The organism is Halalkalibacter alkaliphilus (genome assembly GCF_023555415.1).
Lineage (GTDB): Bacteria > Bacillota > Bacilli > Bacillales > Bacillaceae_D > Halalkalibacter > Halalkalibacter alkaliphilus.
Genome location: NZ_JAKRYL010000009.1, coordinates 34,588 through 60,362, shown reverse-complemented (window position 1 = coordinate 60,362; position 25,775 = coordinate 34,588). Strand labels below are relative to the sequence as shown.

Here is a 25,775-nt window from a genome sequence, read left to right as displayed (position 1 = left end):
TGTTTTTATATTCTTAAGTTACATTCCTTCTCATTGATAACTATTATAAACTATCTTGCTAATTCATCTCGATTTGCTGCTTGTGGAGGTTGTTCCAGCCAACCTTTTTCAATCATAAGGTTGGCTGCATCATCTGTAAACAGTGCGACTTCTCCCATTAAACGTGTGTAATGAGTCCCAAGGTCTCTTCTTGAACTAGCTGACATAGATACTCCATAGTTACCTATACCTACTGCGTTTAATGCAGTAATATGATATAACATCAACTTCTCAGAAAATGGTGGATTAGTTGAATCAGTTACATATGCAGCCCAGGATTCAAAAGAAGAAAGTTCTTCTTCTTTTAAGACTGAAGTAAATATGTTCGTATGCTTAGCTGCAATTTCTTTTCCTCTTACAAATAAATTACGAATGTCTTTTGATTTGGTTACTTGGCTGAATCCTGTTATTAATGTATGGCCTATTGTATTTGTCATCGCATTTTTAAATAAATGAGTTATTTCAAGTGCATGTAAAGGCCTTCGTTCGCCAAACCAGCCCGTTAAAAAACTTTTCTTTTTTACAAAGTCTACTTTTTGTGGAGTCGGAATGTATGGTGCACGAATAAAGTACCCTTTTTTCAAAGCTAACTCTCGCGACTTCGTATCTGTATCAGCAGAACCATTTAAAACTTCACGATAAAAATCGCTCACATCTGATCTGGCACACAATGCCATTGATAATGAATGAGCTTGTAATTCCATACTACTCATAAACCAAATATAATAGAGGTAAAAGGGATCAGAAAAAAGACGCGGAGCTCCTGAATACACATCCTCATCAGTAAATCCTTGAGGAATAGGGACATTCTCTTTTGAAAGCAATTCTTTAATCTTAGGAATACGTTTGTTACAGATGTTAAGTGCATTTACTAAAAGTGATTCAATATCTGGATCCTCGACGTTCTCTAAGAAATGAATTATCATACACTTTGTTGTAGTTTCTGAAAAGTATGCACTCCACAAGGCACCAATTTCTATTGAAGTCATACCTATATGTTGGTTATTTTCCATGAATTCCCTCACCCCATTACTATAACTGTAATCACAAAATTATTATTTACCAAAGAAAATAAATTATGTATTCTTATTAGTATTTTAGGGTAGTATCGACTTTTTCCTCGTAAAAAATAAGAGGTAGGGGACATTTTTCCCTTACCTCTTGCTTACATTTTTTGTATACATCTAGCATCCTTAACTGCATCTTTTATTATTCTACTTCCCAAACCTCTTACGATAACCACACTTCCTACATAACTCCTCAACTGCAACTCTTCGTGAAAAGCCATCTACAAGCTTTTTGGCTCTATCCCCTTCAATAACCTCAGAAAATGACTTCTCATTAATATTGCCGAGGTTAATAATCCCTTCCCCATCTAAACAACAAGGAATAACCGTCCCATTAGCTAAAATACCTGCTTGATTTCGAAGCCCATGACAGAAGCCTTTCCCATCATCCTCTTCTTCATGTAAAGCGGGCCATTGAAATTCATAATCTTGATTAATGAAGATCCGTTCAGCTATTTTCACACCGCTTCCAGGGGACACTTTTTCTTCAATTTTGTAATCTAAATCAAATTCTTTCTCAATGATTTCAAGGATATTACGATTTCGTTGTCTTTCAAGATTCGTCATATTATCTTGTGTGAGATTCCATAGCCTTAGCGACACAATCATTTCTGATTGACTAGTGGCTTCTTTGATAAAAGAAAGTATACTCATTACGTATCCTTCTTTATCAGTAGAACCAGTATGCCCGTCAAAGCTATGAAGTGAAAAATTCATCTGCCTTAGTGCAGGTTTATTTAACAATTTGTGTTTGTTTTTATTAATTAATGTTCCATTGCTAGTAATATTAACTTTAAACCCTTTTTCATGGCTTACGTCTAACAATTGATCTATTTTAGGGTGGAGCAGCGGCTCACCTTTTACATGTAAATAAATATAGTCTGTGTGGGGTTTTATTTGGTCTAATCTCTTCGAAAAATCCTCTACAGATATGAATTGCTTTTGCCGTTCTGTCGGCGGACAAAAGCTACAAGCAAGATTACAAATACTTGTAATCTCTAAGTAAAACTTTTTAAACTTTTTCAACCTTCATTCCTCACTTCTATCACTACTTAGAACAGAATGAAATATTGTTCTAATCATTATTAGAGCACAATTCTTCAAGAATGGAAATAACTTATTTAAGGGAATTAATGTCTTAAAGTTATGAGGTATTATTCCTTGATTACAACAACTTCCTGACAACCATATTAATATGCACAGTCTCTTGAAAAATATTTAACTTTAATCAATTCATTCTTTTTCTTATTGCAAGCAGGGGAAATATGTGGTAATTTTAATTTACAAAACTTAGTTCATCCACCGAACTAACTAAGTTGTATACGCTTTAACTCTTTAAAAAAAGATTATATTATATAAAATTCAATCTTGTAAGCCCTTTTATTAAAAGTTGTAAAAAGTAATATTCTCATAAATCATTCGATTTTAAAAACAAGGAGATGACTCATATGCCAAGCGTTCAACCGCAGCCCTCTCTCAAAGAAAATTCTAAGTTAGGAATGAGAGAAAAGATAGGGTATGCATCAGGTGATTTAGCTAGTAATTTAATTTATCAAACAACCTCTATTTACTTGCTTTTCTTCTACACAAATATTTATGGCATCTCTCCAGGAGCTGCTGCAACCATGTTTCTTGTTGTACGCTTAATTGATGCGATAAGTGACCCATTGGTCGGCTCATTAGTCGATCGGACAAATACAAGGTTTGGCCGATTTAGACCGTATTTGTTGTTTTGGGCAATTCCGTTTGCAGGATTAGCTTTTCTTTGTTTTACGACACCGGATTTCACTGAAGGTGGAAAATTAATTTATGCTTATGTAACCTATATCGGGCTATCGATTGTTTATACTTTCGTTAATGTTCCGTATGCAGCATTGACACCGGCACTCACAAAAAATAGTAATGAAATCGTTAGTTTAACATCAGTACGTATGATCTTTGCGAATCTAGGGGGCGTCATTGTCGCTTATTTTGTACCATTTCTATCAAACTACTTTGGTGAAATAGCAAGTCCTACTAGAAGTTGGCAATTAACAATGGGAATCATCGGGCTAGTGGGTGCCTTATTACTACTCTTTTGCTTTTTTAGTACAAAAGAACGAGTGAAACCAGTAAACAATGATGCAAAAATTAAGTTCACTGATATCTTTGAGCAATTTGCAAAAAACCGACCACTAGTCGTCTTAAGTATTTTCTTTGTTCTCATTTTCGGTGTGAACTCTATAAGTAACTCAATTGGTGTTTATTATGTCACGTATAACCTTGGTAGAGAAGATCTTGTTGGGCTATATGCATTGTTAGGCTCTTTACCTGCTTTTCTATGTATTCCATTAATTCCATGGCTCAATAGAAAACTTGGAAAGAAAGCCTTGCTTAATCTCTCTCTTATCCTAAGTATTGTGGGAACGCTTTCGCTATTGCTGATTCCCCCAACCATGATCGAATTGATTTTAATTTCAAGAGTAGTAACAGCGATTGGAACATTAACTGCTGGAGCATTTATGTGGGCGCTTATTCCTGAAACGATTGAATACGGTGAGTATGTAACAGGAAAGAGATTAAGCGGTCTTATTTACTCACTCATAGGTTTCTTCTTTAAATGCGGAATGGCATTAGGAGGAGCGATTCCAGGTCTCGTACTGTCCCAATTTGGATTTGTTGCAAACCAAGCACAATCCTCACAAGCTTTGTTTGGGATATTAATTGGTACCGCTTTAATACCAGCAATTGTCTTAGCGTTAGCTTTAGTTAACATTAATTTTTATAATATTGATGATAAAAAACTTTCTCAAATACGAGCAGCACTAAAAGAACGAGCGGCTTAAAATGGAAGCGATTTATTGAAATTTGAATATCATTCCCTAACAGCCCATAGATAAACAGTTTTAACTGTAATCTATGGGTTTGTTAATTATACTCCTACTCCCTCTTTTGTACCTCAAACAAATAAACTACGATTAAGAAGCAATCAATTATCATGTTATGGGAAATGCAGATTTATGAAAAATAGTTGTTTACATATTTTTTTGCATTTGGTAAACTTTTTAATACAAAGGAAACATTCGACACTATACAGCATATAATTCATTAAAGTAAAAGCAAACTAAAAAACAAATCCTATAAACAAAGGACTTTAAGTAAATTTTTTTACACAAAAAGTTTCCCTAAGGCAAAATAAATTCCCTTAGGAAACAATAAAGCTAAGGAGGAGTAGTAAGTGAGTTTTTTAAAAAATATTGGAGTACTTCCAATTCTAATTGTTTTAATGCGTGTTCTTTTTGGAATAGGTTGGTTATTAGCAGGGGTAACGAAACTTATCGAAAAGTCTTGGTTTAAAGAACCAGGGTTATTTTTAAATGAATACTTAATAGATTCATTACAAAATCATAATGTCCCGACCTTTTATAAAATCTTCATAGAGAATGTGGTTTTAGAGCATGTGATGATTTTCAACTATGTTATACCAATTACTCAAATTATTCTGGGACTATTTCTTATAGTAGGTTTATTCACCATACCATCAATTCTTGTTTGTCTCTTTATGCACATTAACTTTATCCTTTCTGGAAATATGAATGTAATTAGCCTTATTCTTTACACAAATGCATTTACATTAATTATTTTCAGAAAAAATATATATCACTTTAGTCTTGATAAGTTTATTAGTTTAGATACTTTATTCACAATTAATCTAAACAAAAGAGAAAAAAACGTCTCTTCCCCTTCTAAACAAAAGCTTACTAGTAACTCCTAATCGTCTTATTGATTAAACATGTCTAATAACATTATAGTAATCCAATAAAGCAATCCAAAAATGTTCACAAACAAAAAAACATATAACAGACCTCTTCTAATCTTCAATATTATGACTCCCTTACTAATTAATTTTAACAATTTCATTGCAAAGCCATTTGTTTTTTATTTTATCAGCTTAGTACTTTTTATAGACATGAACAATAAAAAGGGGTGCCTCAAAAGGTCTTGTTTTTGACCTTTTAAGACACCCCTGACTGTGGGAAACTGCCCTCTTTGACTCTTATATTAGCATTTAGGGAAACTACATCCCACAATGATTAATAAAATAAACAGGACTACAATTAATATGAAGCCATGCCCACGAGTTGGAGCTGTATAACCATATCCATAAACAGGGGCAGCGGAATATGGCATAGGTGTATCCATTACTCCTGCCACCATGCTAGGAGGGATATTTGGTGGTACATTTGCTCCAGCCATCATATTAGGGGGGATATTTGCGTTACCATACATATCTCAACACTTCCTTTTCGGTTAGTATATTTACACTACATTATACTCACCTAGTTGAAATATGGACCTGTCAACCCAATAAATGGGTGGGTGTCCCGGTTCATTACAGTTGGCAAGGAATTAGTCATTATGGTTATCCAGATAAAACTGATAAACAAAACTCGAGATGGAACAATGATTATGGTGTATGACATTTTTTTGCTTCTTATAGAAATTACGATGACTTTGTAAAGTTAATATCAGCAACGTTGCAGGGGAAATTCTTGTGATTAAATTAGCTAAGTATGCAGGCTGCATACTTCCTGGCGATCTTTCCGAATTTAAAAATTCTATCATCTGTTCAGCTGTCACGATCCCAACCCCATGTCCAAAAAACGATCCATCGCTCAACACGACGGCGTTTACTCCTCGATACCATGGCGTATTGGGATGATAATCAGGGTTATTAAAATACACAACATCCCCAGGCAAAAAACGATTCGAGTTGAAGATGTGTAATTGTAAGTCAGGATCAGTATGCCAACTATATAAATAAAGGTTTTGAAAAATAGAATCAAAATGACGTCTCCCGACACTTTTTAAGATGGCCTGGTAAAAGATAATGATGATGGCCGTCGCGCATTCAAATCCATAAAGAGATCCGTTTCGGTAAATATCGACAATGGCATCAGATGGTCGCACACCAGGCCTTAACAAAAAGCCTCCAGCATTTGTTAAATCCCAGTATGTAGGATTACAATATGCGCTTTCAAAGATCGTAAATGTCACTTGACTCTCATTCATCTCTTTTGCACTTTCCATAATGTTTTTTCTAATGTTTATTTCAAATCTAAATTCATTCACGGAAGGATAGGAAAACATTTCAGGCGAATTGAGCATTTGTTGAATAGTAACTCTTTCTACCCTTCCGAAGTCCATTGTACTGTCTAGTGAAAATGGCCTTCCAGCTACATATATCATATCATTCCCCATTTCAATTAATTCGAAGAGATGGTTTCTTCGAAATATATGGATCTATATTTAAATTCATATGATAAGGAAGGGGAATACTTGCTACTCGTTTTACGATAGGTTCGGGCTATAGAGGAATACGTGGGAGAAAGGTATCCCCGTATAAAGTTGCTTCGGAGGTGTCTCAAAAGATCAAAAACAGACCTTTTGAGACTAACAGGTTCAACAGAGCAAAGAGTTGATTAAGCTAATACCCTTCATAAAGCTGATGAAGGGCAAACTAGTCCAAAGAAGCATGGGAGAAGGTCTTCATAAAGCCGATGACGACCCAATCAGCCTAACTAAGCAGGTGAAAGAGTTTTCAATAAGTCGTTGACGACCCAATTAGACAAAAAAGCATGGGAAAAAGTACTCATACAAACCAATGTATATGATTCTTCATCCATTGCCTGACTTATATGAGGTAAAACCCTTTTAATCATTAGTCAACCGCAAACAATATTCTCAATTGGAAAGGGAATAATTGATATCATCATCAACGAATACACCATAGATTCGCTAGACCAGGCTTAGGTTTTTTAGGAGGTCTTGTTACTGGTGCACTATTGGCCCCGGGACCTGGATTTGGTTACTATTACCTACAATATCCAAATTATGATATCCCATACTCTCCTTACTAAAACGAATAGATAACAGGAAAAACGGAGCTCCAATTTTTTGGAACTCCGTTTTTGCTTGAACTGAGTTTTTACGTTTGGATATAGCAGTCCCCTAGAGAAAACTCCAAGGGGCCTACTTTATCTATCTAAAAATTATAACTACTTGTGAGTTATTTCTTACTATTAATAAAGAATGTATCTGGAGGCATGATTAAAATCTTATCTTCCATCCCTGGATGGGATTTAAGAAAATTAAATACTGCTTTTCTGTAGGCACGATTGGATAATTCCAATTCTTCTGCCTTAATGGAGTGAGGCTCGTTATTAAAATATGTCTTAGGACCCATCAACCTAGCAACATCGCTGATAAAATTCCCACCATTTCTTCCATTTCTATAAGCAGGCTTCATATCATTATAATCAAGAATTATCTCAGCAACTTTGGAGGCAGGGACTGGTTTAACATAATAAGGATCAACACCCAAGTAGCCTTCCGGATCGGACACAGCGTAGAATGCGTCCTTCGGGGAGAAATCACTGTTCCACAGCAGCGGGTTGTGACCTCTTCTCCAACTTTGACTGTCGTTCAGACCCCAGAATGTTACGCGGTCGATACTAGCTGCGTAATTTTTATAGATTCTGAAGTATTCGGCGTAAACCTCGGCCTGGATCACTTCAATCTCAGAGCCATTGGTTATACCGCGATCAATCCAGTAATTTCTCTGTTCCTCTGTGCCTGTCGCACCGATTATATGTTCAATTCCACGATCCCTCAAATCCATGTAACCCGAAGATGAACCAGTAGGCTCAGCGTTCCAAGGAAACCAGCCGAATAGATCAAGTTCACTAATGATCAGATCGACTCCAGCGTCCAGGAGATTAAGGATGCCGTTTTCCACGCTGGAAGGCGGGGTATCCATAATGTAGTTGTGTGACTGCATACCGACACCCTCGATTAACTGGCGAGGATCGTTTGGATACTCATTCTTGTACCGCTTGTTGAGTTCTTTAACCATCATCGCGGTCAGCTTCGACTTGCCATCCTCATACATATTAAAGTCGTTGTAGAACAACTTAGCGTCAGTATATTTACGGGCAAACACGAAGGCATCATAGATGTAGTCGCTCGGATCTTCACCTTCTACCATACCGTTGCTGTAAGATTTATACCAGCCACTCTGGTTTCCTTCGCGAAGATAATCTTTCCAATTGGCGCCTTCTGGAATGCTTGGCACTTCATCAATGAATGCCTCGTTGACGACGTCCCAAGTTGTGACTACACCAGGATAATTTGTGTCGAAGTGCTCGACTACGGTTTTGATATAGCGCTCCATGTTTTCTCTGGCCTTTTCTCTCGTGTAGTTGCCACTAGTGCCACCGTTGACCCAGTTAGGAGACTGACTGTGCCATACCAACACGTGTCCGTGCACCACGATGCCGTTTTCTTGTGCTTCTCTAACTAACTGGTCAGAGATGTGGTTAGATCCCTCGTAAATATTAAAAGTACCCTCCTGTCCGGCGTCTCCAGAGGAAAGGAGGCTGGGCTTCATGTGATTTTCTGCGGTGAGTGCGTTGAAATGGGTAGATGTTAACAAGCCGCGAGTGTTACTCGGATCTAAGTTGCCACGGCTGCTATAAATGTTGCCTATTTCGAAGTAATCCTCATAGGTTTTCCATAGTGACTCAGAACCGTTTCGGACTCTCAGTGCTGCAATACGTTTGTTAAAAGCATTGATTGCATCGTTGATTTCGTCCGGCGTGGCGTTTTGACTCTCCATTAGTTCCTTTACTTTATCGTATTCCATTTTGGCTAATCGATAAGTGGCTGGGGTATAAACATTCTCATCAAGCGCCTCGAACTCATCGATGACCGTTTGCAAAGCGGTATCATCGGTGTTAGCCAAGGCCTGCATCGTAAAAGTGCCCGCCAGAAGAGCAGCCATCAAACAAATAAAAAATAACTTTTTCATGTTTTTTTATCCTTTCTCCTAACATATTTGTACACTTCTTGAAACCCACACTAAATCCTACTTTTCCAGCTATTAGTCTCTCTTTTAAATATTCGACTTAAATAGTTTGGACTTACGTTACACTATTCTACTTTTTACTTAGACTGTCTGAAGAGTATCGCCTCCCTTCTATATCACCACTTAGCTAATAGGTTCCCTTTGATACAAGCCTTGTTGCTAAGTTATAAATGAGAGATCATACCGGAGTAATCATCTTGATTGGCATTACCTGTTGGGGCCTCTACTTCAGGCCCCATTTAACAAAACTTAAACTCTATCAAAATCATCTGGATCCGCAAACATACGTTGATCCTGATTCAGGGCATTAATTTTGTCCATGTCCTCTTGTGAAAGTTCAAAATCAAAAACATCTGCATTTTCAGCAATTCGGTGAGACTTTACCGACTTTGGAATCGTTACTACTCCCGTTTGTATATCCCAGCGGATAATGACTTGGGCAGTTGATTTATTGTATTTATTTGCAATTTCAATCAAAGTTGGCTCATTAAGAAGTTCACCTTGCATTAATGGAGACCATGCTTCAAGCTGGATGCCGTGCTTTTTACAAAAGCCATGCAATTCTCGTTGATTAAATCGCGGATGATATTCCACCTGATTGACCATCGGTTTGATTTCACAGTTTGCGATGATCTCTTCAAGGTGATGATTTTTAAAATTACTTACACCAATGGCACGAACACGTCCATCCTTATACAGTTTCTCAAGTGCTTTCCATGTTTCTACATATTTGCCTTGAGAAGGAAGGGGCCAGTGAATTAAATAAAGGTCTAAATAGTCTAAACCTAGCTTCTCCATACTCTCATCAAAAGCTGCAAGAGTAGCTTCATAGCCATGATTTGCGTTCCAAACTTTTGTGGTGATAAATAATTCTTCTCTAGGGACATTTGATTCAGCAATTGCTTTACCGACTCCTGCTTCATTTCCATAAATGGCTGCAGTATCAATGCTTCTGTAGCCAATTTCTAGAGCCGTCTTTACTGAATTCACAACTTCTTCCCCGTCTTTAACCTTAAAAACACCAAAGCCCAACCATGGCATCTTTACACCGTTATGTAATGTGGTTGTATTTTGTATGCTATCCATATTGTTTATCTCTCCCTATATAAAAATTTTCAACATAGAATTATAGATTCACGTAATTTCTCCATTTATGAATAGGCTTCCAATTTAAGAGTTTCTTAGCCATTTCATTATTTAATAGAGGGTCAAAACCTGTTAAATCTTTTCTAAAGTCTTTTACATCAGGAAAGCATATTTCCATTAATTGTTTGCTCTCAATATCCATACTTGTCTCATCCGCCCCAATATTAAGGGCAACAGAACCAAGTCCGTCTGCTTCAACGGCTAAGCGATAAGCAGTCGCAGCATCTCGTGTATCAATATAACTCCATAAAATAGGTTTTCGCTGTTCAGGATTATGGATGAATTCAGGAAAATTCTTATACATTTCAGGAGATATGACATTTCCCAATCTGAAAGATACCACCTGCATCCCCGTTCTGCGGTGGATCATATCAGCGGTTTTCTCATTTACAATCTTAGATAAACCATAGCTTTCTTCTGGTAATTGCGGGTGGTCCTCATCTATTGGCACATATTGAGGTTTTAAATTTTGCTTTGAAAAACATATACCATATGAGGACTCACTTGAAGATGTTACCGCTTTCTTAATTCCTAAATTTCCTGCAGCTTCTAAGATGTTATAAGTGGACATGACATTATTTTGAAAGGTTACTTCGTTAGGATGTGAATATGCTACCGGAATAGCTGCAAGATGGACAACTGCATCAGCACCTGCTAATACCCCATAGACTTCACCTAAATTCGTTAAGTCTGTAATGACTGTCCTGCAAAGTGCTTCTTTTGGATGCTTAATATCTGCATTAATGACTTCATAACCATGTTCTAAAAATTCTTTTATCACTGCTGAACCAAGTAAACCACTTCCACCTGTTATTACTACCGTTTTCATTTTCAACCCTCCAAATTTTAATTAGTCATGACAAGACTCTCCACAATCCCTAAATAATGAGAATCAAGTTATTTTCTTACTTAGTTCATCCAACGAACTAAGTATATGTTAATAATTTAAAATTTTCAAGTAATTTCTAACTAATGGTACAAAGTAACTATTTATAAAGACGGATGGGTTGCAGCAAATGAAGCTGGGAAAGAAGTAGCTTTAAAAGTTGAGTACGAAACTTTGCTTGCAGATGTAGAAGGAGTAAACTCTTATGTTTCAACTGCTAACTTTGTAGCTGAAGAAGCTGGTACTTACACTCTTAAAGATTCAATTGATATGGCAGCAGGTAAAAGCCATGTAGTGTTTTCTGGAGATGCTGAAAGTGAAGAAATTGAAGTACAAGAGCAGGTAGAAGCTTATATTACTGGAGTTGAAGTTAAGAATTATAAGGTTACTTCACAAGGTGCAAACTTCAGAGCTGCTGGAGACATCTACTTTACTATGAGTGAAGGTGAAAATCAATTCGCTCACAGTTTCAGCAATGTTGTATTAAATAATGGAAATAAGCTATACAAACACTGTTGAAGTAGAAGCAGAGGGTCTAACCTATATTATTACCGTTACTAGAACAAGCCGGTCTTTGAACTAATAATTTTCAATGATAAAAAAAAACCCCCTCACAACTTTAACAGCTGTGAGGGGTTGCTTATGAGGTACATAGGAAACGCTCCTCCATTTACTCGTTATAAATAGCCTTAATTTTCTCACGTTAATTTATACATTCTAGTTCTTCCCATAAAAACTGTTTATATAAGTAGTTTTCTATGCTTCCATTGAAAGTAATTTTTCTTACTGTCTAACCTTAATTTTTGGGTACTAAAAAAACCTCATTTACTTATGATACGGTTCACCGTAATGTATCTAAATGAGGTTTTTGATTCGCTCTTTAAAATAAGGTATATTTGATACGCAGAAATAAACAATTATCAAACTTAAGGTCGTGATTAACATACGTATTAATAAATATATTAGTGAAGCTGGAAAAGCATCAAGGCGAGGTGCGGACAAATTAATTACTGAAGGAAGAGTCACAATTAATGGAAAACGTGCACAAATAGGCGATCAAGTCGAGCCTGGGGATGATGTCCTAGTAAACGGGTCACCGGTTCGGGTAGCTAGAAATAATGTCTATATTGCCTTAAATAAACCTGTAGGTATTACAAGTACAACAGAAAAGAAAGTAAAGGGAAATATTATTGATTTAGTCAATCATCCATTAAGAGTTTTTAATATAGGGCGACTAGATAAAGATTCAGAAGGCTTAATACTGCTAACAAATGATGGGGATATCGTTAATGAGATTTTACGTGCTGAAAATAAGCATGAAAAGGAATATATCGTTTCAGTAGATAAGCCGATCACTCCTGAATTTCTAAAGAATATGTCTGAGGGTGTAAAGATATTAGGTACAAAAACACTGCCTTGTGAAGTGAGACCGTTATCGAAATTTGATTTTCAAATTATTTTAACACAGGGGTTAAATCGCCAAATTCGTCGCATGTGCGAAGAGTTAGGCTACGAAGTCTATAGACTGCAAAGAACTCGGATTATGAATATCCATTTAGGGAATCTCCCCCCTGGACAATGGAGAGATTTATCAAAGAAAGAGCGCACACAGTTATTTAGAGAACTAAACTATGAACCAAAGGAATGGTAAAAAGGAGATCTGTGAGGATTGAAGTTGCTTTGCAGATAGAGGGCTATGCGTACCAATCTGCAAGCCCTTCTCTCTCTTTTTTTGGAAAAAGTATTAGTAATAAATCAATCCTTCTCAATTTTAAAGTACCTCATTTACTTATGGTACGGTTCTCCCCGATTAATTCGAAAAGCCCGATAAACCTGCTCCAGCAACACTAGCTTCATCAACTGATGGGGAAACGTCATTTTTGAAAACGACAAACTCTCATTTGCTCTTTTCAACACACCTTCACTTAATCCTAACGATCCACCGATAACAAAGGCTATCTTACTCTTTCCATACGTAGCTAGCTTATCAAGGTTATCTGCGAGCTGTTCTGATGTCATCATTTTCCCATCTATAGCTAGAGCAATTACGTGTGTATCAGGATGAATTTTTGCTAAAATCCGTTCTCCTTCTTTTTCCTTTATTTGCTTCATTTCTGCATCACTAGCTTGTTCTGGAGCTTTTTCATCTGCTACCTCTATCGCTTCTATTTTTGCGTAACCACCCAACCGCTTTGTGTATTCATCTATCCCCATCTTTAAATATTTCTCTTTTAATTTCCCAACCGTAACAACTTGGATATTCACAATGTGTATAACCTCCTAATAATTATCCACAGTAGTTATCCACATATCAACATAGTGGATAAACAATTATGTATCCACACTGTAGATGGCTGCGCTATCACAAAAACTGCAACTTGTGGATAATGGCTCATTACTTGTTTCTACTTTTTCAACAACTGGTGCCATTTCCTCCTCATCTACTACCATATCAATTGCCACTTCAATGTGTTCATTGCAAGCATAGTACATATATAACGTCCTTTCGTTTTGCATTTTCCATTATAGCATACCCTGTTTTTAAGCTGTGGATAAATGAAATAGAAAAAGAGCAGTGAGAAATGGAGTTCTCAATTGCTCTAACAAGACACTTACTGACGACTGCATGACTGTGCAGTCGGTCTCAAAAGGAAAACCGCTCTTTTGACAATCATAGTGCGAACATGGCGCCATAAAGAAAATAGGTCAAAGACCGACCTTTCACCATGAATAGTGCGAACATGGGGGGCACTGGCTTCGTTCGCTGCGCGCCTTCCTGCGAAGATCACTCAAAAGGCTTAAAACATGGCAGCGACTCCGCTCAGTGCTTCGCCATAAAGAAAAAAGGTCATAGACCGACCTTTTTTCTTGAATAGTGCGAACATGAGTTGCACTGGCTCCACTCGCCGTGCGCCTTTTGAGAAGACCGCTCAAAAGGCTTAAAACATTACGGCGGCTCCGCTCAGTGCTTCGCCATAAAGAAAATAGGTCAAAGACCGACCTTTTTTCTTTATGGCTTAAAAACTTTGTTGTTCTGCTAGTTGTACTTTGATGACTTCGCGGTTTCCGTTTCGGTAAACGGTGACGTCGACTTCATCGCCTATTTTCTTTTCTGTGTAAAGGAATTTTCGTAAGGCGTGTCCGTCTCCTATTTCCTCTCCGTCAATTTCTACAATGACGTCATACTCTTGCAGTCCTGCACGATCTGCTGGTGATGTTGGTGCAATACTTGTAATGACGACTCCACCTTTAATGTCTTCAGGAAGCTTTAATGTTTCTTGCCAATAGGCACTTGGAATTTCATTTAGTGATCGAATTCCAACCCCTAGCTGTGGTCGGCGTACTTCACCAATACTTTCTAAATCTTCTATAACTGGAAGAGCAATCGCTGTTGGAATTGCAAAGCCGATCCCTTCAACAGAGCTTTGCGCAATCTTCATTGAGTTGATACCGATAACCTGCCCCTCAATATTCACTAATGCACCGCCACTATTTCCTGGATTGATCGCTGCATCTGTTTGCAGTACCTCTGCGTACCAATCGATTTGGCCATTTCCAGTTAAGTCTACTGGAATACTACGCTCTGTTGCGCTAATAATTCCTTGTGTTACTGTACTAGAAAAACGAAGGCCTAATGGATTTCCAATTGCTAGAGCTGGTTCTCCTACACGTAACGTCTCTGAGCTACCGAACTCTGCTGTCGTTTCTACATTTTCACCATCAATTTCAAGAACAGCTAAATCTGTGATAACATCGGTTCCTAGTAATTTTGCTGGTACTCTAGTGCCATCTGCTAGGCTTACTTCAATTTCATTCGCACGTTCAATGACGTGGTGATTTGTCACAACATATGCTTTATCTCCACTCTTCTTATAGATCACACCTGAACCTGTTCCTTCGTTCGCCTCAGATGAAGAAAAGAAGTTGGATTGTTGCATGTTAATCACCCCAACAACGGCATCAGATACTCTGTCTACCGCCTGTGTGACGTTACTATTTACATCAAGACTCACCGATTGCAGTCCCTCTTGCGGTGTTTGTGAATCAAATACAGCTACCGACTCAGGCTCGGTGTTCAAATTATATGGTAATAGTCCAAAGTTAGATAAAATAGGAATCGAAAATAATACACACAACCCCCCAATGATGGATCCAATAAACGCTGCAATGATAGGAACTCCACGATTCCGATTGCGTCTACTTACTTGTTCTGTTACATGATCATCATAGTAACCCATTTTGTAACACCACCCTTTTTTCCTAATTAATTAGTCATATTTACTTCTTATTATAATAAGAATTTGCCTAAAAAATAGGGACTTAAACGTTTTTCATAAATTTTTTACACTTCTTCTATAATTCCCAACAAAATTGACGCATAGTCGTCGAAACTACTGCAGTACTCATCTTTTTTACAAAAAACAACAGAGAAAGAGGCCACTGAAAAAAAGGTAAAACCCATACCTTTTTCAGTGGCCTCTATAATGAATTCTGTTTTTCTCTACACTACTGCTAATGCAGTTGGGTTTTGTGGGTCCGTGTCATATAGCTCAAATTGCTCTCCTATGGCCATTCCTTGCTCTTTTAATACTTGTTCAACCGAGAGACGAGCTAAATCTTTCATATTATTATCAAGGCTTAAGTGGGCCAAATAAATACGGCTTGTATTGTCTCCAATCACATCTGATAGAGCAAGTGCTGCATCCTCATTTGACACGTGTCCTACGTCGCTTAAAATACGACGTTTAACACTCCACGGATACCGTCCCATTCGAAGCATATTCATGTCATGATTCGATTCAAAAATAAAAATATCTGCTTTATCAATTGTCCCTTTGATCCGGTCGCTTACATAGCCCATATCTGTTGCAAGAACGAGCTTTCTCCCTTCATGGTGAAACGTGAAAAACATCGGTTCTGCCGCATCATGCGAGACACCAAAAGACTCAACATCAATGTTGCCAAACGTCTTCACTTCTCCTGTTGCAAACGTGAATTTTTGATCAGTAGCAATCGTCCCAAGCTGACCTTCCATCGCTTTCCACGTTTTTTCATTCGCGTAAATAGGAAGCTTATGCTTTCTAGCAAAAATTCCTACCCCTTTAATATGGTCTGAATGTTCATGACTTACGAGAATTCCATTTAACTCTTTAGGATCGCGATTAATCCTTTGAAAGAGCTCGTCCATTTTCTTTCCACTTAAACCTGCATCTATAAGTAAACGCTGCTCTTCTGTCTCTACATAGACAGCATTGCCTGTACTGCCGCTTGCCAGTACACTAAAGCGTAATGTCATTTATATCATTCCCCTCACCAAAACTTATGTGAGCTGCTGTACAGACCCACCTATGGCATGAACTAAATATGTTTCTTCATCGACTGTAACACGCCACATTGGCGCAAACACTTGAACATCACCTGTTGGGCTAAAAAAGCTATAATAACCAAATTGGACATTCGTAATCGTTTGATTCGGTCGCACTAGTTGGTCATTTAATAGAACTTCAATCGCTTTTAAGCTTGAAAGCATTTCACGTTCTTCTCCGTCTTGTTCTTCAAACTGGAAATAGCGCTGCTGGTAGCTGACAATTTGCAGGTGTTCATCAAGCTGAAGAATAAGTGGTTCATCATCCAATGTGTAAGCAGTCTTATCTCCAAACACTTGGTACAAAAATACACGATTTTTCTCTGAATCAAATCCACCAAGACGGTACTCGTCTCCCTCAAATACATATGTTGATAAAAATGTACTCAGTTCTGATGAAAAATCCTCCCGAGATAATGCAAAAGGCTCTTCTAACTCTGATAAGATTGTGTGTTTATCAATTAATTCGAGTTCTTGTGCATCAAGACCTGGAACTTCTTCTTGCGATAAGTCGGCATGTTTTCCAACAACAAGTAGTCCCGAAGAATCTTCTTCTGGTAAATCTACTTCTATTTTGACATTATTTTCTCGTAATACTTCTTGAATGGTTGCTTCTGTTATCATACTAATCTGATTCATATTATGTGTTTCAATCAATTGCCACGATAAGAACACATTCAGAAGCAAGAAGGTGATAATGAAAATAGTTTTTGTTCTACTCCAATCCATTAGCGTCACCTTCTTCCTTATCAAAGGTTACCTTTTGCCATCTGTTGCCGTAGTAAATAAACCAATGCGGCTCAATCGTCACAAACGAGGTACTTCTTGTGACCATCTCATATCCAACTGTTACCTTTGTTAATCTTCTTTCATCAAAGAATTCTTGCTTCTTTAATTGGTCAAGTACTTCCTCCCCAGAAGGTAACTGTATTTGCTCTCTTGCATCAATCGGAAACGAATCCAACTCGAATAAGGGCCTCGTGTAATTAACGATTTGCGTCCCTGAACGGCTAATGTGTAACGCCATATCTCCTTGTCCTTCAAACGTAACAACAGGTAACCCGTTCACATGCATCCGATATGTTACCTCATCGCGGATATCTGATGTGTTCCAGCTAGAGAGGAAATAATCATTCGTCCAACCCCCATGGCCATTAATAAACTCGTAACTACTTTGAACAATATGCTTTGTACTTCGCTCTTGTGTTTCAACGAATACAGGATTGAAATACTCCATAAATAGGCCGTTATTTTGCATTGTGATGATTCGATTTCCATCCGTATATGAATCTTCTCCATCTGTTTGCTGATAAAATTTTACTGAACCTGGATCTGTAAAGAGAGATTGTTTATAAAATTCAGCAGACAAAGCTGAAGTAGCAAAAGATAATCTTTCAGCTATTACAGGCTCAGATGGTACATAAACTTTCTCATTAAGACGATCCGCATACTCTGACTCATCCAATACAGTCGATACTTTAATAAATTCGTCAAACTTTCCAACATATGCTTCTTCAAACTCTCGAGCTAATAAGCTAGTTTCAAATTCTACTAAGCGCTCTTCTTCACTTGATAGAATTTGCATATGAATTTTATCGTTTTCTTCTACAAAAAGAAACAAGCGATCAACTTCAATAGCCGGAAAGACGACTTCTTCTTCATTTAAACCAAATACGTTTTGAAAGACTGCTATTGGAATACCATCAGGAAAAATAAACTCAACTCCACTGTTTGTTTCTCGTGTTGGGAAATTGTCAGTTGAAAGCATATTTACTTCATAAAAGTTTGCTGTAAATAGCTTATTATATAGCTGTTCAAACTCATTTGCATCTTTTGGAATCATGGCATACTCTTCGTCACGATGAACAATGATTTGTTCAGGTAAGATTACTTCTGAAATCATCCGCTCTTCCCGTTCTTCATTCATAGAGTCAGGAACGTATCTTGATACGGTATCGTCAAGAAGGGCTATCTCTGGCTGAAAAGTATAGAGCTGCCAAGTCAAAATAATACTTATCCCAATCAATCCAATTAAAATGGTTGATTTTATATGTTCATAGTTCATCGTCCACCCTCCTTCATTGCATAATATGGCAATGTAAAGAAGATTGTTGTTCCTTTACCATACTCACTTTCAGCCCAAATTTCTCCTTTATGGGCATGAATAAGCTCCTTAGCAATCGCCAACCCAAGGCCTGTTCCACCAACACTCCTTGCTCTTGCTTTATCAACACGATAAAAGCGGTCAAATATTTTCGCCTGACTCTCTCTTGGAATTCCCATCCCTTGGTCGGAAATACTAATTTGCAATTGATGTCCTTGATGAAGCATAGCAATTGTAATATTGCCCCCCTCTGGTGAGTACTTCATCGCATTTGAAATAACATTATCAATAACTTGTGTCATCTTATCTGCCGCCATTTTAGCATACGTAGGTTTTGCTGGTATTTTTCTAGTAAAGGTGATTTCCTTTTCTTCAGCAATCATCTCGAATCGATCGATAATATCATGAAGGAACAATCCAACATCAACAGATTGGAACTTCAATTTATAATCTTTAGTATCAATTTTAGAAAGCTGCAGCAAATCATTCACTAGTCGAATCATTCGCTCTGTTTCATTTTGAGTTACACTTAAAAAACGCGGTCCTAGTTCTTTATCAGACATCGCACCATCTTCTAGAGCTTCTAAATAACTCTTCATTGTTGTCAGCGGGGTTCGTAATTCATGAGAAACATTCGCTACAAATTCACGACGTTCATGCTCAATTTTCTCTTGCTCAGTGACATCATGTAAAACAGTAATAAGACCATTAATTGGTCCATCCTTTTCTTGAATGACCGAGAAGTTCGCTTCAAGCAAATACTCTTCTTCAGACGTACTAAAGTCAAGAAGAACAGAATCCGAGTGTTCATATAAATCATATAGTGCAAATGTATCCGATAAACGAAGAACATCTGGCAGCAACTGACCCATAACAGCATGACTAGAGACAGTTAATAGTTCTTCAGCTCTTTTGTTCATTAATATAATTCTGCCATTTTGATCGGTTGCAATTACACCGTCAGTCATATGTGTCAACACAGACTTTAACCGTTTCTGCTCGCGATCCCTCGTTAAGGTTGCATCTTGAAGCTTCATCGTTAGATCATTAAAAGATGAAGCTAACTGACCAATCTCATCAGCGCTATAAACTTTTACTTGTTTTGTAAAATCACCTCTGCCCATTCGCATTGTTTGCTTTCTCATATCCATGATTGGTGATGTAATGGTCCTTGCAACAAGAATAACCAACACTGAAGAAATAATTAAGGCAATAAAAGTCCCACTAAGTAAAATGCTATTAATCTGTCCAATTTGGCTATAAATATCTTCCATCGATGCCTCAATATATAGAGCACCAATAGACCCCTCGTCCGTTTTTATAGGCACAGCAAGTACACGCATCCTGTGACCTGTTACCGGATCACGCAGCACATCTTCAAACTTATTTCCGAGTAATGCCCGCTTTACTCGAACCTCTGTACTTTGCTGGCCAACAATATGGCGATTTGATAGATTAGATGTACTTATAACGACACGATTCTGATCAATTACCTGAACCTCTGACTGATCAATTGTAAATGTATCACGAAGCAGACTGTTAATATTGGATGTCAATGCACTACGATCGTCTTTGTTTTTCGTCATTTCCTGGGCAAGGTTGAATGATAATAAGTTGGCGCGATCATCTAGCATTTCAAAATAGTTCGACACAAGTTGACTTTCTAACTGCCTCGTAAAGTACACACCAATAATTTGAATAGCAATAAATATAATCAATACATAGATAATGATTAATTTAAACTGGATCGACTTAAAAAAGCCAACTTTTCGATCCATTTATGATTGCTCCTTTGGTTCAGGTGATGATAAATAATACCCTACCCCTCGTCTTGTAATAATCCAAATAGGATAACTAGGGTTGTCCTCTACTTTTTCACGCAGTCTACGAACCGTTACGTCGACTGTCCGCACATCTCCAAAATAATCATAGCCCCATACTGCTTGCAATAGATGCTCTCGTGTCATGACTTGTTCAAGATGTTTTGCTAAATAATGAATCAATTCAAACTCACGATGAGTTAAATCAATAGCTTCGCCGCGTTTCTTTACTTGGTATGCTTCTGGATAAATTATTAAGTCTCCAACGGCTATTTCCTTTTGATTTGATGCTTCTTCTCCACTTGTCTTATGACGGCGCAAGTTCGCCTTCACACGAGCTAACAATTCTCTCGTGCTAAATGGCTTCGTCACATAATCGTCTGCCCCAAGTTCTAGTCCTAATACTTTGTCTATCTCTGAGTCCTTAGCTGTTAACATAATAATTGGAATATCGAATTTCTTCCGGACCTCTCTGCACACTTCCATTCCGTCTTTATGCGGAAGCATAATATCTAGTAAGATTAAATCAGGTTCTTCTTTATTAACAAGGTCAATGGCCTCTAAACCATCGTAGGCACAAATGACATCATATCCTTCTTTTTCAAGATTGAACTTTAATATATCTGCTATTGGCCTTTCATCATCTACAACTAAAATACGTTTATCCATTATGCAGATCTCTCCCGTCCATTGTAGTCTACTACTCATTCTAACATATGTAAGTACCCTGCGTTGATAGGAACGACTGGTAATCCAGCTATTTTCACACAAAATCACTTACAAAAAAACGCCCCTCAAAAGAGGAACGTCTCTTACTTATCGATTTAGAAAATCCATTGGATTTTTTAATTGACCATTTTGATAGACTTCAAAGTGTAAATGGATTCCAGTGGAGTTCCCTGTTTGCCCCATCACACCAATTTTTTGTCCTTTAGAAACTGTTTGCCCAACGCTCACATCAATTGAAGCTAAATGAGCATACAACGTTTCCATTCCATTATTGTGGTTGATTCGAACAAGATTCCCATAACCACCTTGAGTCCCAGCAAATGTAACTGTACCGTTATCACTAGCTAATATATTGTAATTGCTAGGTCTTGCAATATCAATTCCACGATGGAACCTGCCCCAGCGATTTCCTTGATAACTTGAAATATAGCCACCAACTGCAGGCCAACCCAGTGTTCCTGACCCACGCGACGGAATCACTTTTGTTCCTTTTGTAACTACTTTCTTCACAGGCTCTTTTGTAACTTCCTCAGAAAGAACACTTCTCTTTGTTAGGCTGCCGTTTTCTTCTGTTACTTCATATTCAATCACTTGCACACCGGCTTGACCTTCTTGCGTTACTTTTTGGTCGCCTTTAAACATCGAGTCATCCTCTCGCACTTCTGTCTCAAAAGGAATCTCTTCTTCTTTTTTTGTTACATAAGTTGATAGAACTTTGACAACTGGTTTATAAGCTTGTACTTTTATCTCATCACCAACACGTATGACACTATCTCTATCTAACTCTGAGTTTAGCTCTAGAAGCTCTGAAGTAGTAAGGTTATGATCACTTGCTATCGTACCTAGTACGTCGCCCTCCTTAACGGTATATGGCTGCTCTTCTAGTACACCTTTGTTAAACTTTTTAATAGCGTCTTTAACAGAAACAACTTCCTCTGGAAAAACCAATACTTCTTCCTCAGTAATTTCCTCTGTAAGAGTCACACTCGTAATTTGCTTTTCACCAACATCTAATTGACCATCTTCTTTTTCGGCATCTAAAAATTGCTCATACTTTTCTTCATCCACATATTGTGTAATAAGCAATTGTAATAGTTCTTCTACTTCTTCAAGACTCGCTACATAGACAATTGGCTTTTCATTTATTACTAAGGCAATAGCCTCTGCTTGAACAATTGATTCATCTTCTAGTTTCGTTAACACTTCTTCATCTTCGTCTTCTTTATTAAAAACAAACTCTGGAATCACTCGAACATTTTCCCCAACAGCCAGCGATAGTTCAGGGAATTTTTCTTCATGCTTCTCTTCTAGTTCATTAATATATTCATAGATTGGATCATCGTTTTCGATAATACCAAGATGTTGATCATCGACATAAACATGATAGATAGTATGAACAGATCGTTCGTCCGCTTTAATCTGACTTGTAAATGCAAAAGAAACCATTATCGCTAATAAAAAAGCTAAACATGTTTGAAGATATTTTTTTCTGGGTATTTGAAATTGTAGTTGTTCTTGTTCGCTTTGATTTTCCTGAACTAACATTTTTTCCTCCTACTAAAAAACAAAACCTCTATGTAATAGAATGATATTTTTTGACAAGATTCGGCAACCTTTTTAATTCTAGCACAATCTAATAACAAAGGAACCAAAAAATGAACATGAAAACGGATTGTAATATCCTTGTCATATTTTTGGTTATTTAAGGCAATTAAGTCACAAAACAAAATAAAATCCGCATGGAATATTCCACACGGATTAAAGTGCCGGCCAGAGGACTTGAACCCCCAACCTACTGATTACAAGTCAGTTGCTCTACCAATTGAGCTAGGCCGGCAAAATAAAAATGGTGGCTCAGGACGGAATCGAACCGCCGACACATGGATTTTCAGTCCATTGCTCTACCGACTGAGCTACTGAGCCACAAAGAATATGAAATTAAATGGCGGTCCGGACGGGACTCGAACCCGCGACCTCCTGCGTGACAGGCAGGCATTCTAACCAACTGAACTACCGGACCAATTTTTTTGTAAGTGATGGTGACCCGTACGGGATTCGAACCCGTGTTACCGCCGTGAAAGGGCGGTGTCTTAACCGCTTGACCAACGGGCCACTTTTTTAAAAAAGTGGTGAGCCATGAAGGACTCGAACCTTCGACCCTCTGATTAAAAGTCAGATGCTCTACCAACTGAGCTAATGGCTCTTGCTGTTTATTCAATGAAATTATTCACGTCTTTTTCAGACGATGAATTGCTTCGTGGTCTTACCTGTTCCTTCCTCTACTAGCTATGCTTTGTAGCAAGCTGTGTCGGAACAACTCGTAGTATTTCAAGTAGCCTCGCTCGTAACTGAGCTAATGGCTCTTGCTGTTTATTCATTGTCGCTCGTCCGTTTCTCTCAGCGACAAGATTTATAATACCATAGCATTTTTTTGAGTGCAAGTATTTTGCTGAAAAAATTTAAAGTATTTTTTGTCGTAATTTCTTGGTAGGAATTTTGACAATAATGGAAGGGTGCAGTTGTGGTGTGCACCCTTGATTTATTTAAAAAAACCGATCTTTATTATAATCAGTGCGAACATACTTTGCGATGGCTTCACTCGCCGTGCGCCTTTTAGGAGAAACCCGCTCCTAAAAGGCTTAAAACATTACGGCGGCTCTGGTCATCGCTTCGTTTAATAAAAAAGGAAAGACCACCCTTTTTTATTAAACTTATGCAAATACCCCACGTACTAGGTTTGTTTGATTGCGGTCTGGTCCTACTGAGAAGACCGTTAAAGGAATACCTGTTAGTTGTGATACACGCTCAATATAGTGACGTGCATTAGCAGGGAGTTCGCTTAGTGATTTTACGCCAGTAATATCTTCTTCCCAACCTGGAAGCTCTTCGTATACAGGCTCACACTCTGCAAGAATTTTTAAGCTTGCCGGGAACTCTTCCATTACTTCTCCACGATATTTATAAGCTGTACAAATTTTTAATGTTTTAATACCTGTTAACACATCAATCGAGTTTAGAGATAAATCTGTGATCCCACTTACGCGACGGGCGTGGCGAACAACTACGCTATCAAACCATCCAACACGACGCGGACGTCCAGTTGTTGTGCCGTACTCATTTCCAACTTCACGAATGGTATCACCAATTTCATCATGTAATTCTGTTGGGAATGGGCCGTCACCTACACGTGTGGTATATGCTTTTGAAACACCAACAACATGATTGATTTTAGAAGGTCCTACTCCAGAACCAATTGTTACTCCACCAGCGATTGGGTTTGAAGATGTAACAAATGGGTATGTACCTTGGTCGATATCAAGCATTACCCCTTGAGCACCTTCAAATAAAACACGACGTCCTTCGTCTAAAGCATCATTTAAAACAACAGATGTGTCACATACATACTGAGCAACTTGCTGACCATACTCAAAGTATTCATCAAGGATCTCTTCTTTTGTGAATCCATCTACTTCATAATACTTTTCAAAAAGACGGTTTTTCTCTTCAAGGTTGCGCTCTAATTTCTCTTCAAATACTTCTTTATCTAATAAATCAGCGATTCGAATTCCAATACGAGCAGCTTTGTCCATATAAGCTGGACCAATTCCTTTTTTCGTTGTACCAATCTTATTTGCACCTTTACGCTCTTCCTCAACAATATCTAGCTTAAGATGATACGGAAGAATCACGTGAGCGCGGTTACTAATGCGAAGATTGCTTGTATCAACATTACGCTCATGTAAATAAGCCAATTCCTCAACAAGTGCTTTTGGATCAATAACCATTCCGTTACCGATCACACAAGCTTTATCTTTATAGAAAATCCCAGATGGAATTAAATGAAGTTTGTATTTTTTTCCGCCGAAAACGATCGTATGTCCTGCGTTATTACCACCTTGGTAACGAGCAACCACTTCCGCTTTCTCTGAAAGATAATCGGTAATCTTTCCTTTTCCTTCATCGCCCCATTGTGTACCTACAACAACAACTGATGACATGTGATGCACCTCCACCTTCACTACTGTATCTACATAATTATTTTAACTATTTCCAAAGCCACTGATAAGTATACCAACTTGAAAAACATGCGTCAATGCAAAACACGAACGTTCAAAATTAGTTTTTATTTATTTGTTCGCTTTAGTTAAAACAGCAAGAATGCTTGTGTTATTAAACTTACCTTTTATTTCGTTCTAGCAAATTAGCGTTTAAAAAAAGATTGTTAACTAATTAGACAAGTAGTTCCGTTTTCGTGGAGAAACACTGCACAAACGAATTTGCATAGTAATTCGCATACCTTATCTTGTTGATATCTCAACGTTTTATAAAAATATAACATAGAAAATAGCACCCCAAATGACATCTTGACAATGGCAATTGCCATCGTGTAAAAGAGGGTGATAGTTGTTTGATACGTGATTTAGTCTGTTTCGAGTAAAAATTAAGGATTTTTATGTTTATGTGGTAAATCATAGTTGAACTAGCGATGGAGTTATGAGGTATGAAGAGCGCCAATAAGCGGAAATTTTTCTGTTACACTGCAGACTAGAGACGGTTTGGGCTATATAAGCGGAGGTTTTCCGATTAAGCAATGCAAAATTACCCATTTTCACGTTTTTCGAGTCAATAGTCGGAATCTTTCCGTCTATTTAAACTATTTTCAGTGCCATTTCCTAATTAAGAGAAATCCCTCCGCTTATTTATCAAATTCGC

The 25,775-nt window shown here is 37.7% G+C and carries 21 protein-coding genes and 5 tRNA genes; 4 read left to right on the top strand and 22 right to left on the bottom strand.

All coding sequences use genetic code 11. The annotated features are described in order from the left end of the window. Positions 1 to 50 precede the first annotated feature (50 nt). Both MF646_RS10315 and MF646_RS10310 read right to left on the bottom strand, forming a co-directional pair. Complete coding sequence (locus MF646_RS10315; RefSeq protein ID WP_250096415.1) at positions 51 to 1,052, bottom strand: DUF3231 family protein; 1,002 nt, start codon at positions 1,050 to 1,052, stop codon at positions 51 to 53. A gap of 201 nt (positions 1,053 to 1,253) precedes the next feature. After that, positions 1,254 to 2,132 (bottom strand): radical SAM/SPASM domain-containing protein, encoded by an 879-nt coding sequence (locus MF646_RS10310; RefSeq protein WP_250096414.1) that lies wholly within the window; start codon positions 2,130 to 2,132, stop codon positions 1,254 to 1,256. Between the two features lie 422 nt (positions 2,133 to 2,554). On the opposite strand from MF646_RS10310, the gene MF646_RS10305 reads away from it, so the two are divergent. After that, on the top strand, positions 2,555 to 3,931 hold the full coding sequence (locus MF646_RS10305; protein ID WP_250096413.1) for a glycoside-pentoside-hexuronide (GPH):cation symporter: 1,377 nt from the start codon (positions 2,555 to 2,557) through the stop codon (positions 3,929 to 3,931). Between the two features lie 392 nt (positions 3,932 to 4,323). Further along, positions 4,324 to 4,860: a TQO small subunit DoxD gene (locus MF646_RS10300; RefSeq protein WP_250096412.1), complete on the top strand. Its 537-nt coding sequence runs from the start codon at positions 4,324 to 4,326 to the stop codon at positions 4,858 to 4,860. Positions 4,861 to 5,147: 287 nt separating this feature from the next. Here the strand turns inward: MF646_RS10300 and MF646_RS23275 are convergent, their stop codons facing one another. The 5 genes from MF646_RS23275 to MF646_RS10275 form a co-directional block, all read right to left on the bottom strand. Next, positions 5,148 to 5,375, bottom strand: a complete 228-nt coding sequence (locus MF646_RS23275; RefSeq protein ID WP_275980275.1) for a YjcZ family sporulation protein — start codon at positions 5,373 to 5,375, stop codon at positions 5,148 to 5,150. Between the two features lie 120 nt (positions 5,376 to 5,495). Continuing rightward, complete coding sequence (locus MF646_RS10290; RefSeq protein ID WP_250096411.1) at positions 5,496 to 6,335, bottom strand: protein-glutamine gamma-glutamyltransferase; 840 nt, start codon at positions 6,333 to 6,335, stop codon at positions 5,496 to 5,498. Between the two features lie 820 nt (positions 6,336 to 7,155). Continuing rightward, positions 7,156 to 8,955 (bottom strand): endo-1,4-beta-xylanase, encoded by a 1,800-nt coding sequence (locus MF646_RS10285; protein ID WP_250096410.1) that lies wholly within the window; start codon positions 8,953 to 8,955, stop codon positions 7,156 to 7,158. Positions 8,956 to 9,261: 306 nt separating this feature from the next. After that, positions 9,262 to 10,098: an aldo/keto reductase gene (locus MF646_RS10280; RefSeq protein ID WP_250096409.1), complete on the bottom strand. Its 837-nt coding sequence runs from the start codon at positions 10,096 to 10,098 to the stop codon at positions 9,262 to 9,264. A gap of 40 nt (positions 10,099 to 10,138) precedes the next feature. Continuing rightward, entirely contained in the window at positions 10,139 to 10,987 is an 849-nt protein-coding gene (locus tag MF646_RS10275) for an NAD-dependent epimerase/dehydratase family protein (protein WP_250096408.1), read from the bottom strand. Positions 10,988 to 11,218: 231 nt separating this feature from the next. Here MF646_RS10275 and MF646_RS10270 point away from each other — a divergent pair, with 231 nt between their 5' ends. Next, positions 11,219 to 11,563, top strand: coding sequence for a hypothetical protein (locus tag MF646_RS10270; protein ID WP_250096407.1), 345 nt, complete (start codon positions 11,219 to 11,221; stop codon positions 11,561 to 11,563). 424 nt (positions 11,564 to 11,987) lie between these two features. Next, positions 11,988 to 12,695: a 23S rRNA pseudouridine(2604) synthase RluF gene (gene rluF / locus MF646_RS10265; RefSeq protein ID WP_420842497.1), complete on the top strand. Its 708-nt coding sequence runs from the start codon at positions 11,988 to 11,990 to the stop codon at positions 12,693 to 12,695. Between the two features lie 134 nt (positions 12,696 to 12,829). Here rluF and rlmH read toward each other — a convergent pair whose 3' ends face one another. The 15 genes from rlmH to MF646_RS10190 form a co-directional block, all read right to left on the bottom strand. Then, the gene (gene rlmH / locus MF646_RS10260) at positions 12,830 to 13,309 is read right to left on the bottom strand and encodes a 23S rRNA (pseudouridine(1915)-N(3))-methyltransferase RlmH (protein ID WP_250096405.1); all 480 of its coding nucleotides are present in this window, start codon (positions 13,307 to 13,309) and stop codon (positions 12,830 to 12,832) included. A 66-nt stretch (positions 13,310 to 13,375) separates the two neighbouring features. After that, a complete protein-coding gene (locus tag MF646_RS10255; RefSeq protein ID WP_250096404.1) occupies positions 13,376 to 13,537 on the bottom strand; it encodes a CxxH/CxxC protein in 162 nt (53 codons plus the stop codon). 524 nt (positions 13,538 to 14,061) lie between these two features. Continuing rightward, positions 14,062 to 15,282 (bottom strand): S1C family serine protease, encoded by a 1,221-nt coding sequence (locus MF646_RS10250; protein ID WP_250096403.1) that lies wholly within the window; start codon positions 15,280 to 15,282, stop codon positions 14,062 to 14,064. Between the two features lie 263 nt (positions 15,283 to 15,545). Further along, positions 15,546 to 16,340, bottom strand: a complete 795-nt coding sequence (locus MF646_RS10245; RefSeq protein ID WP_250096402.1) for an MBL fold metallo-hydrolase — start codon at positions 16,338 to 16,340, stop codon at positions 15,546 to 15,548. 24 nt (positions 16,341 to 16,364) lie between these two features. Next, a complete protein-coding gene (locus MF646_RS10240) occupies positions 16,365 to 17,138 on the bottom strand; it encodes a two-component system regulatory protein YycI (protein WP_250096401.1) in 774 nt (257 codons plus the stop codon). Further along, positions 17,125 to 18,474: a YycH family regulatory protein gene (locus tag MF646_RS10235; RefSeq protein ID WP_250096400.1), complete on the bottom strand. Its 1,350-nt coding sequence runs from the start codon at positions 18,472 to 18,474 to the stop codon at positions 17,125 to 17,127. The genes MF646_RS10240 and MF646_RS10235 overlap by 14 nt, the downstream gene beginning before the upstream one ends. Beyond that, positions 18,471 to 20,291, bottom strand: coding sequence for a cell wall metabolism sensor histidine kinase WalK (gene walK, locus MF646_RS10230; RefSeq protein WP_250096399.1), 1,821 nt, complete (start codon positions 20,289 to 20,291; stop codon positions 18,471 to 18,473). Before walK ends, MF646_RS10235 begins: the two co-directional genes overlap by 4 nt. After that, complete coding sequence (yycF, locus tag MF646_RS10225) at positions 20,292 to 21,002, bottom strand: response regulator YycF (protein ID WP_250096398.1); 711 nt, start codon at positions 21,000 to 21,002, stop codon at positions 20,292 to 20,294. 147 nt (positions 21,003 to 21,149) lie between these two features. Beyond that, positions 21,150 to 22,607, bottom strand: coding sequence for a peptidoglycan DD-metalloendopeptidase family protein (locus MF646_RS10220; RefSeq protein WP_250096397.1), 1,458 nt, complete (start codon positions 22,605 to 22,607; stop codon positions 21,150 to 21,152). Between the two features lie 219 nt (positions 22,608 to 22,826). Then, positions 22,827 to 22,899 (bottom strand) — tRNA-Thr (locus MF646_RS10215). Between the two features lie 10 nt (positions 22,900 to 22,909). After that, positions 22,910 to 22,985: transfer RNA gene (locus tag MF646_RS10210), tRNA-Phe, on the bottom strand. Between the two features lie 20 nt (positions 22,986 to 23,005). After that, positions 23,006 to 23,082, bottom strand: a tRNA-Asp gene (locus MF646_RS10205). A gap of 17 nt (positions 23,083 to 23,099) precedes the next feature. Next, positions 23,100 to 23,174: transfer RNA gene (locus MF646_RS10200), tRNA-Glu, on the bottom strand. 15 nt (positions 23,175 to 23,189) lie between these two features. Beyond that, positions 23,190 to 23,265 (bottom strand) — tRNA-Lys (locus MF646_RS10195). 508 nt (positions 23,266 to 23,773) lie between these two features. Next, positions 23,774 to 25,060, bottom strand: a complete 1,287-nt coding sequence (locus tag MF646_RS10190) for an adenylosuccinate synthase (protein ID WP_250096396.1) — start codon at positions 25,058 to 25,060, stop codon at positions 23,774 to 23,776. Positions 25,061 to 25,775 lie beyond the last annotated feature (715 nt).

What these genes read in the sequence shown, in the direction of transcription:
- MF646_RS10285 (WP_250096410.1), bottom strand. Translation starts at nt 8,955, where the DNA reads ATGAAAAAGTTATTTTTTATTTGTTTGATGGCTGCTCTTCTGGCGGGC.
- MF646_RS10220 (WP_250096397.1), bottom strand. Translation starts at nt 22,607, where the DNA reads ATGTTAGTTCAGGAAAATCAAAGCGAACAAGAACAACTACAATTTCAA.
- MF646_RS10235 (WP_250096400.1), bottom strand. Translation starts at nt 18,474, where the DNA reads ATGAACTATGAACATATAAAATCAACCATTTTAATTGGATTGATTGGG.
- MF646_RS10240 (WP_250096401.1), bottom strand. Translation starts at nt 17,138, where the DNA reads ATGGATTGGAGTAGAACAAAAACTATTTTCATTATCACCTTCTTGCTT.
- MF646_RS10245 (WP_250096402.1), bottom strand. Translation starts at nt 16,340, where the DNA reads ATGACATTACGCTTTAGTGTACTGGCAAGCGGCAGTACAGGCAATGCT.
- MF646_RS10190 (WP_250096396.1), bottom strand. Translation starts at nt 25,060, where the DNA reads ATGTCATCAGTTGTTGTTGTAGGTACACAATGGGGCGATGAAGGAAAA.
- MF646_RS23275 (WP_275980275.1), bottom strand. Translation starts at nt 5,375, where the DNA reads ATGTATGGTAACGCAAATATCCCCCCTAATATGATGGCTGGAGCAAAT.
- MF646_RS10275 (WP_250096408.1), bottom strand. Translation starts at nt 10,987, where the DNA reads ATGAAAACGGTAGTAATAACAGGTGGAAGTGGTTTACTTGGTTCAGCA.
- MF646_RS10290 (WP_250096411.1), bottom strand. Translation starts at nt 6,335, where the DNA reads ATGATATATGTAGCTGGAAGGCCATTTTCACTAGACAGTACAATGGAC.
- MF646_RS10255 (WP_250096404.1), bottom strand. Translation starts at nt 13,537, where the DNA reads ATGTACTATGCTTGCAATGAACACATTGAAGTGGCAATTGATATGGTA.
- MF646_RS10250 (WP_250096403.1), bottom strand. Translation starts at nt 15,282, where the DNA reads ATGGGTTACTATGATGATCATGTAACAGAACAAGTAAGTAGACGCAAT.
- MF646_RS10280 (WP_250096409.1), bottom strand. Translation starts at nt 10,098, where the DNA reads ATGGATAGCATACAAAATACAACCACATTACATAACGGTGTAAAGATG.
- walK (WP_250096399.1), bottom strand. Translation starts at nt 20,291, where the DNA reads ATGGATCGAAAAGTTGGCTTTTTTAAGTCGATCCAGTTTAAATTAATC.
- MF646_RS10315 (WP_250096415.1), bottom strand. Translation starts at nt 1,052, where the DNA reads ATGGAAAATAACCAACATATAGGTATGACTTCAATAGAAATTGGTGCC.
- yycF (WP_250096398.1), bottom strand. Translation starts at nt 21,002, where the DNA reads ATGGATAAACGTATTTTAGTTGTAGATGATGAAAGGCCAATAGCAGAT.
- MF646_RS10305 (WP_250096413.1), top strand. Translation starts at nt 2,555, where the DNA reads ATGCCAAGCGTTCAACCGCAGCCCTCTCTCAAAGAAAATTCTAAGTTA.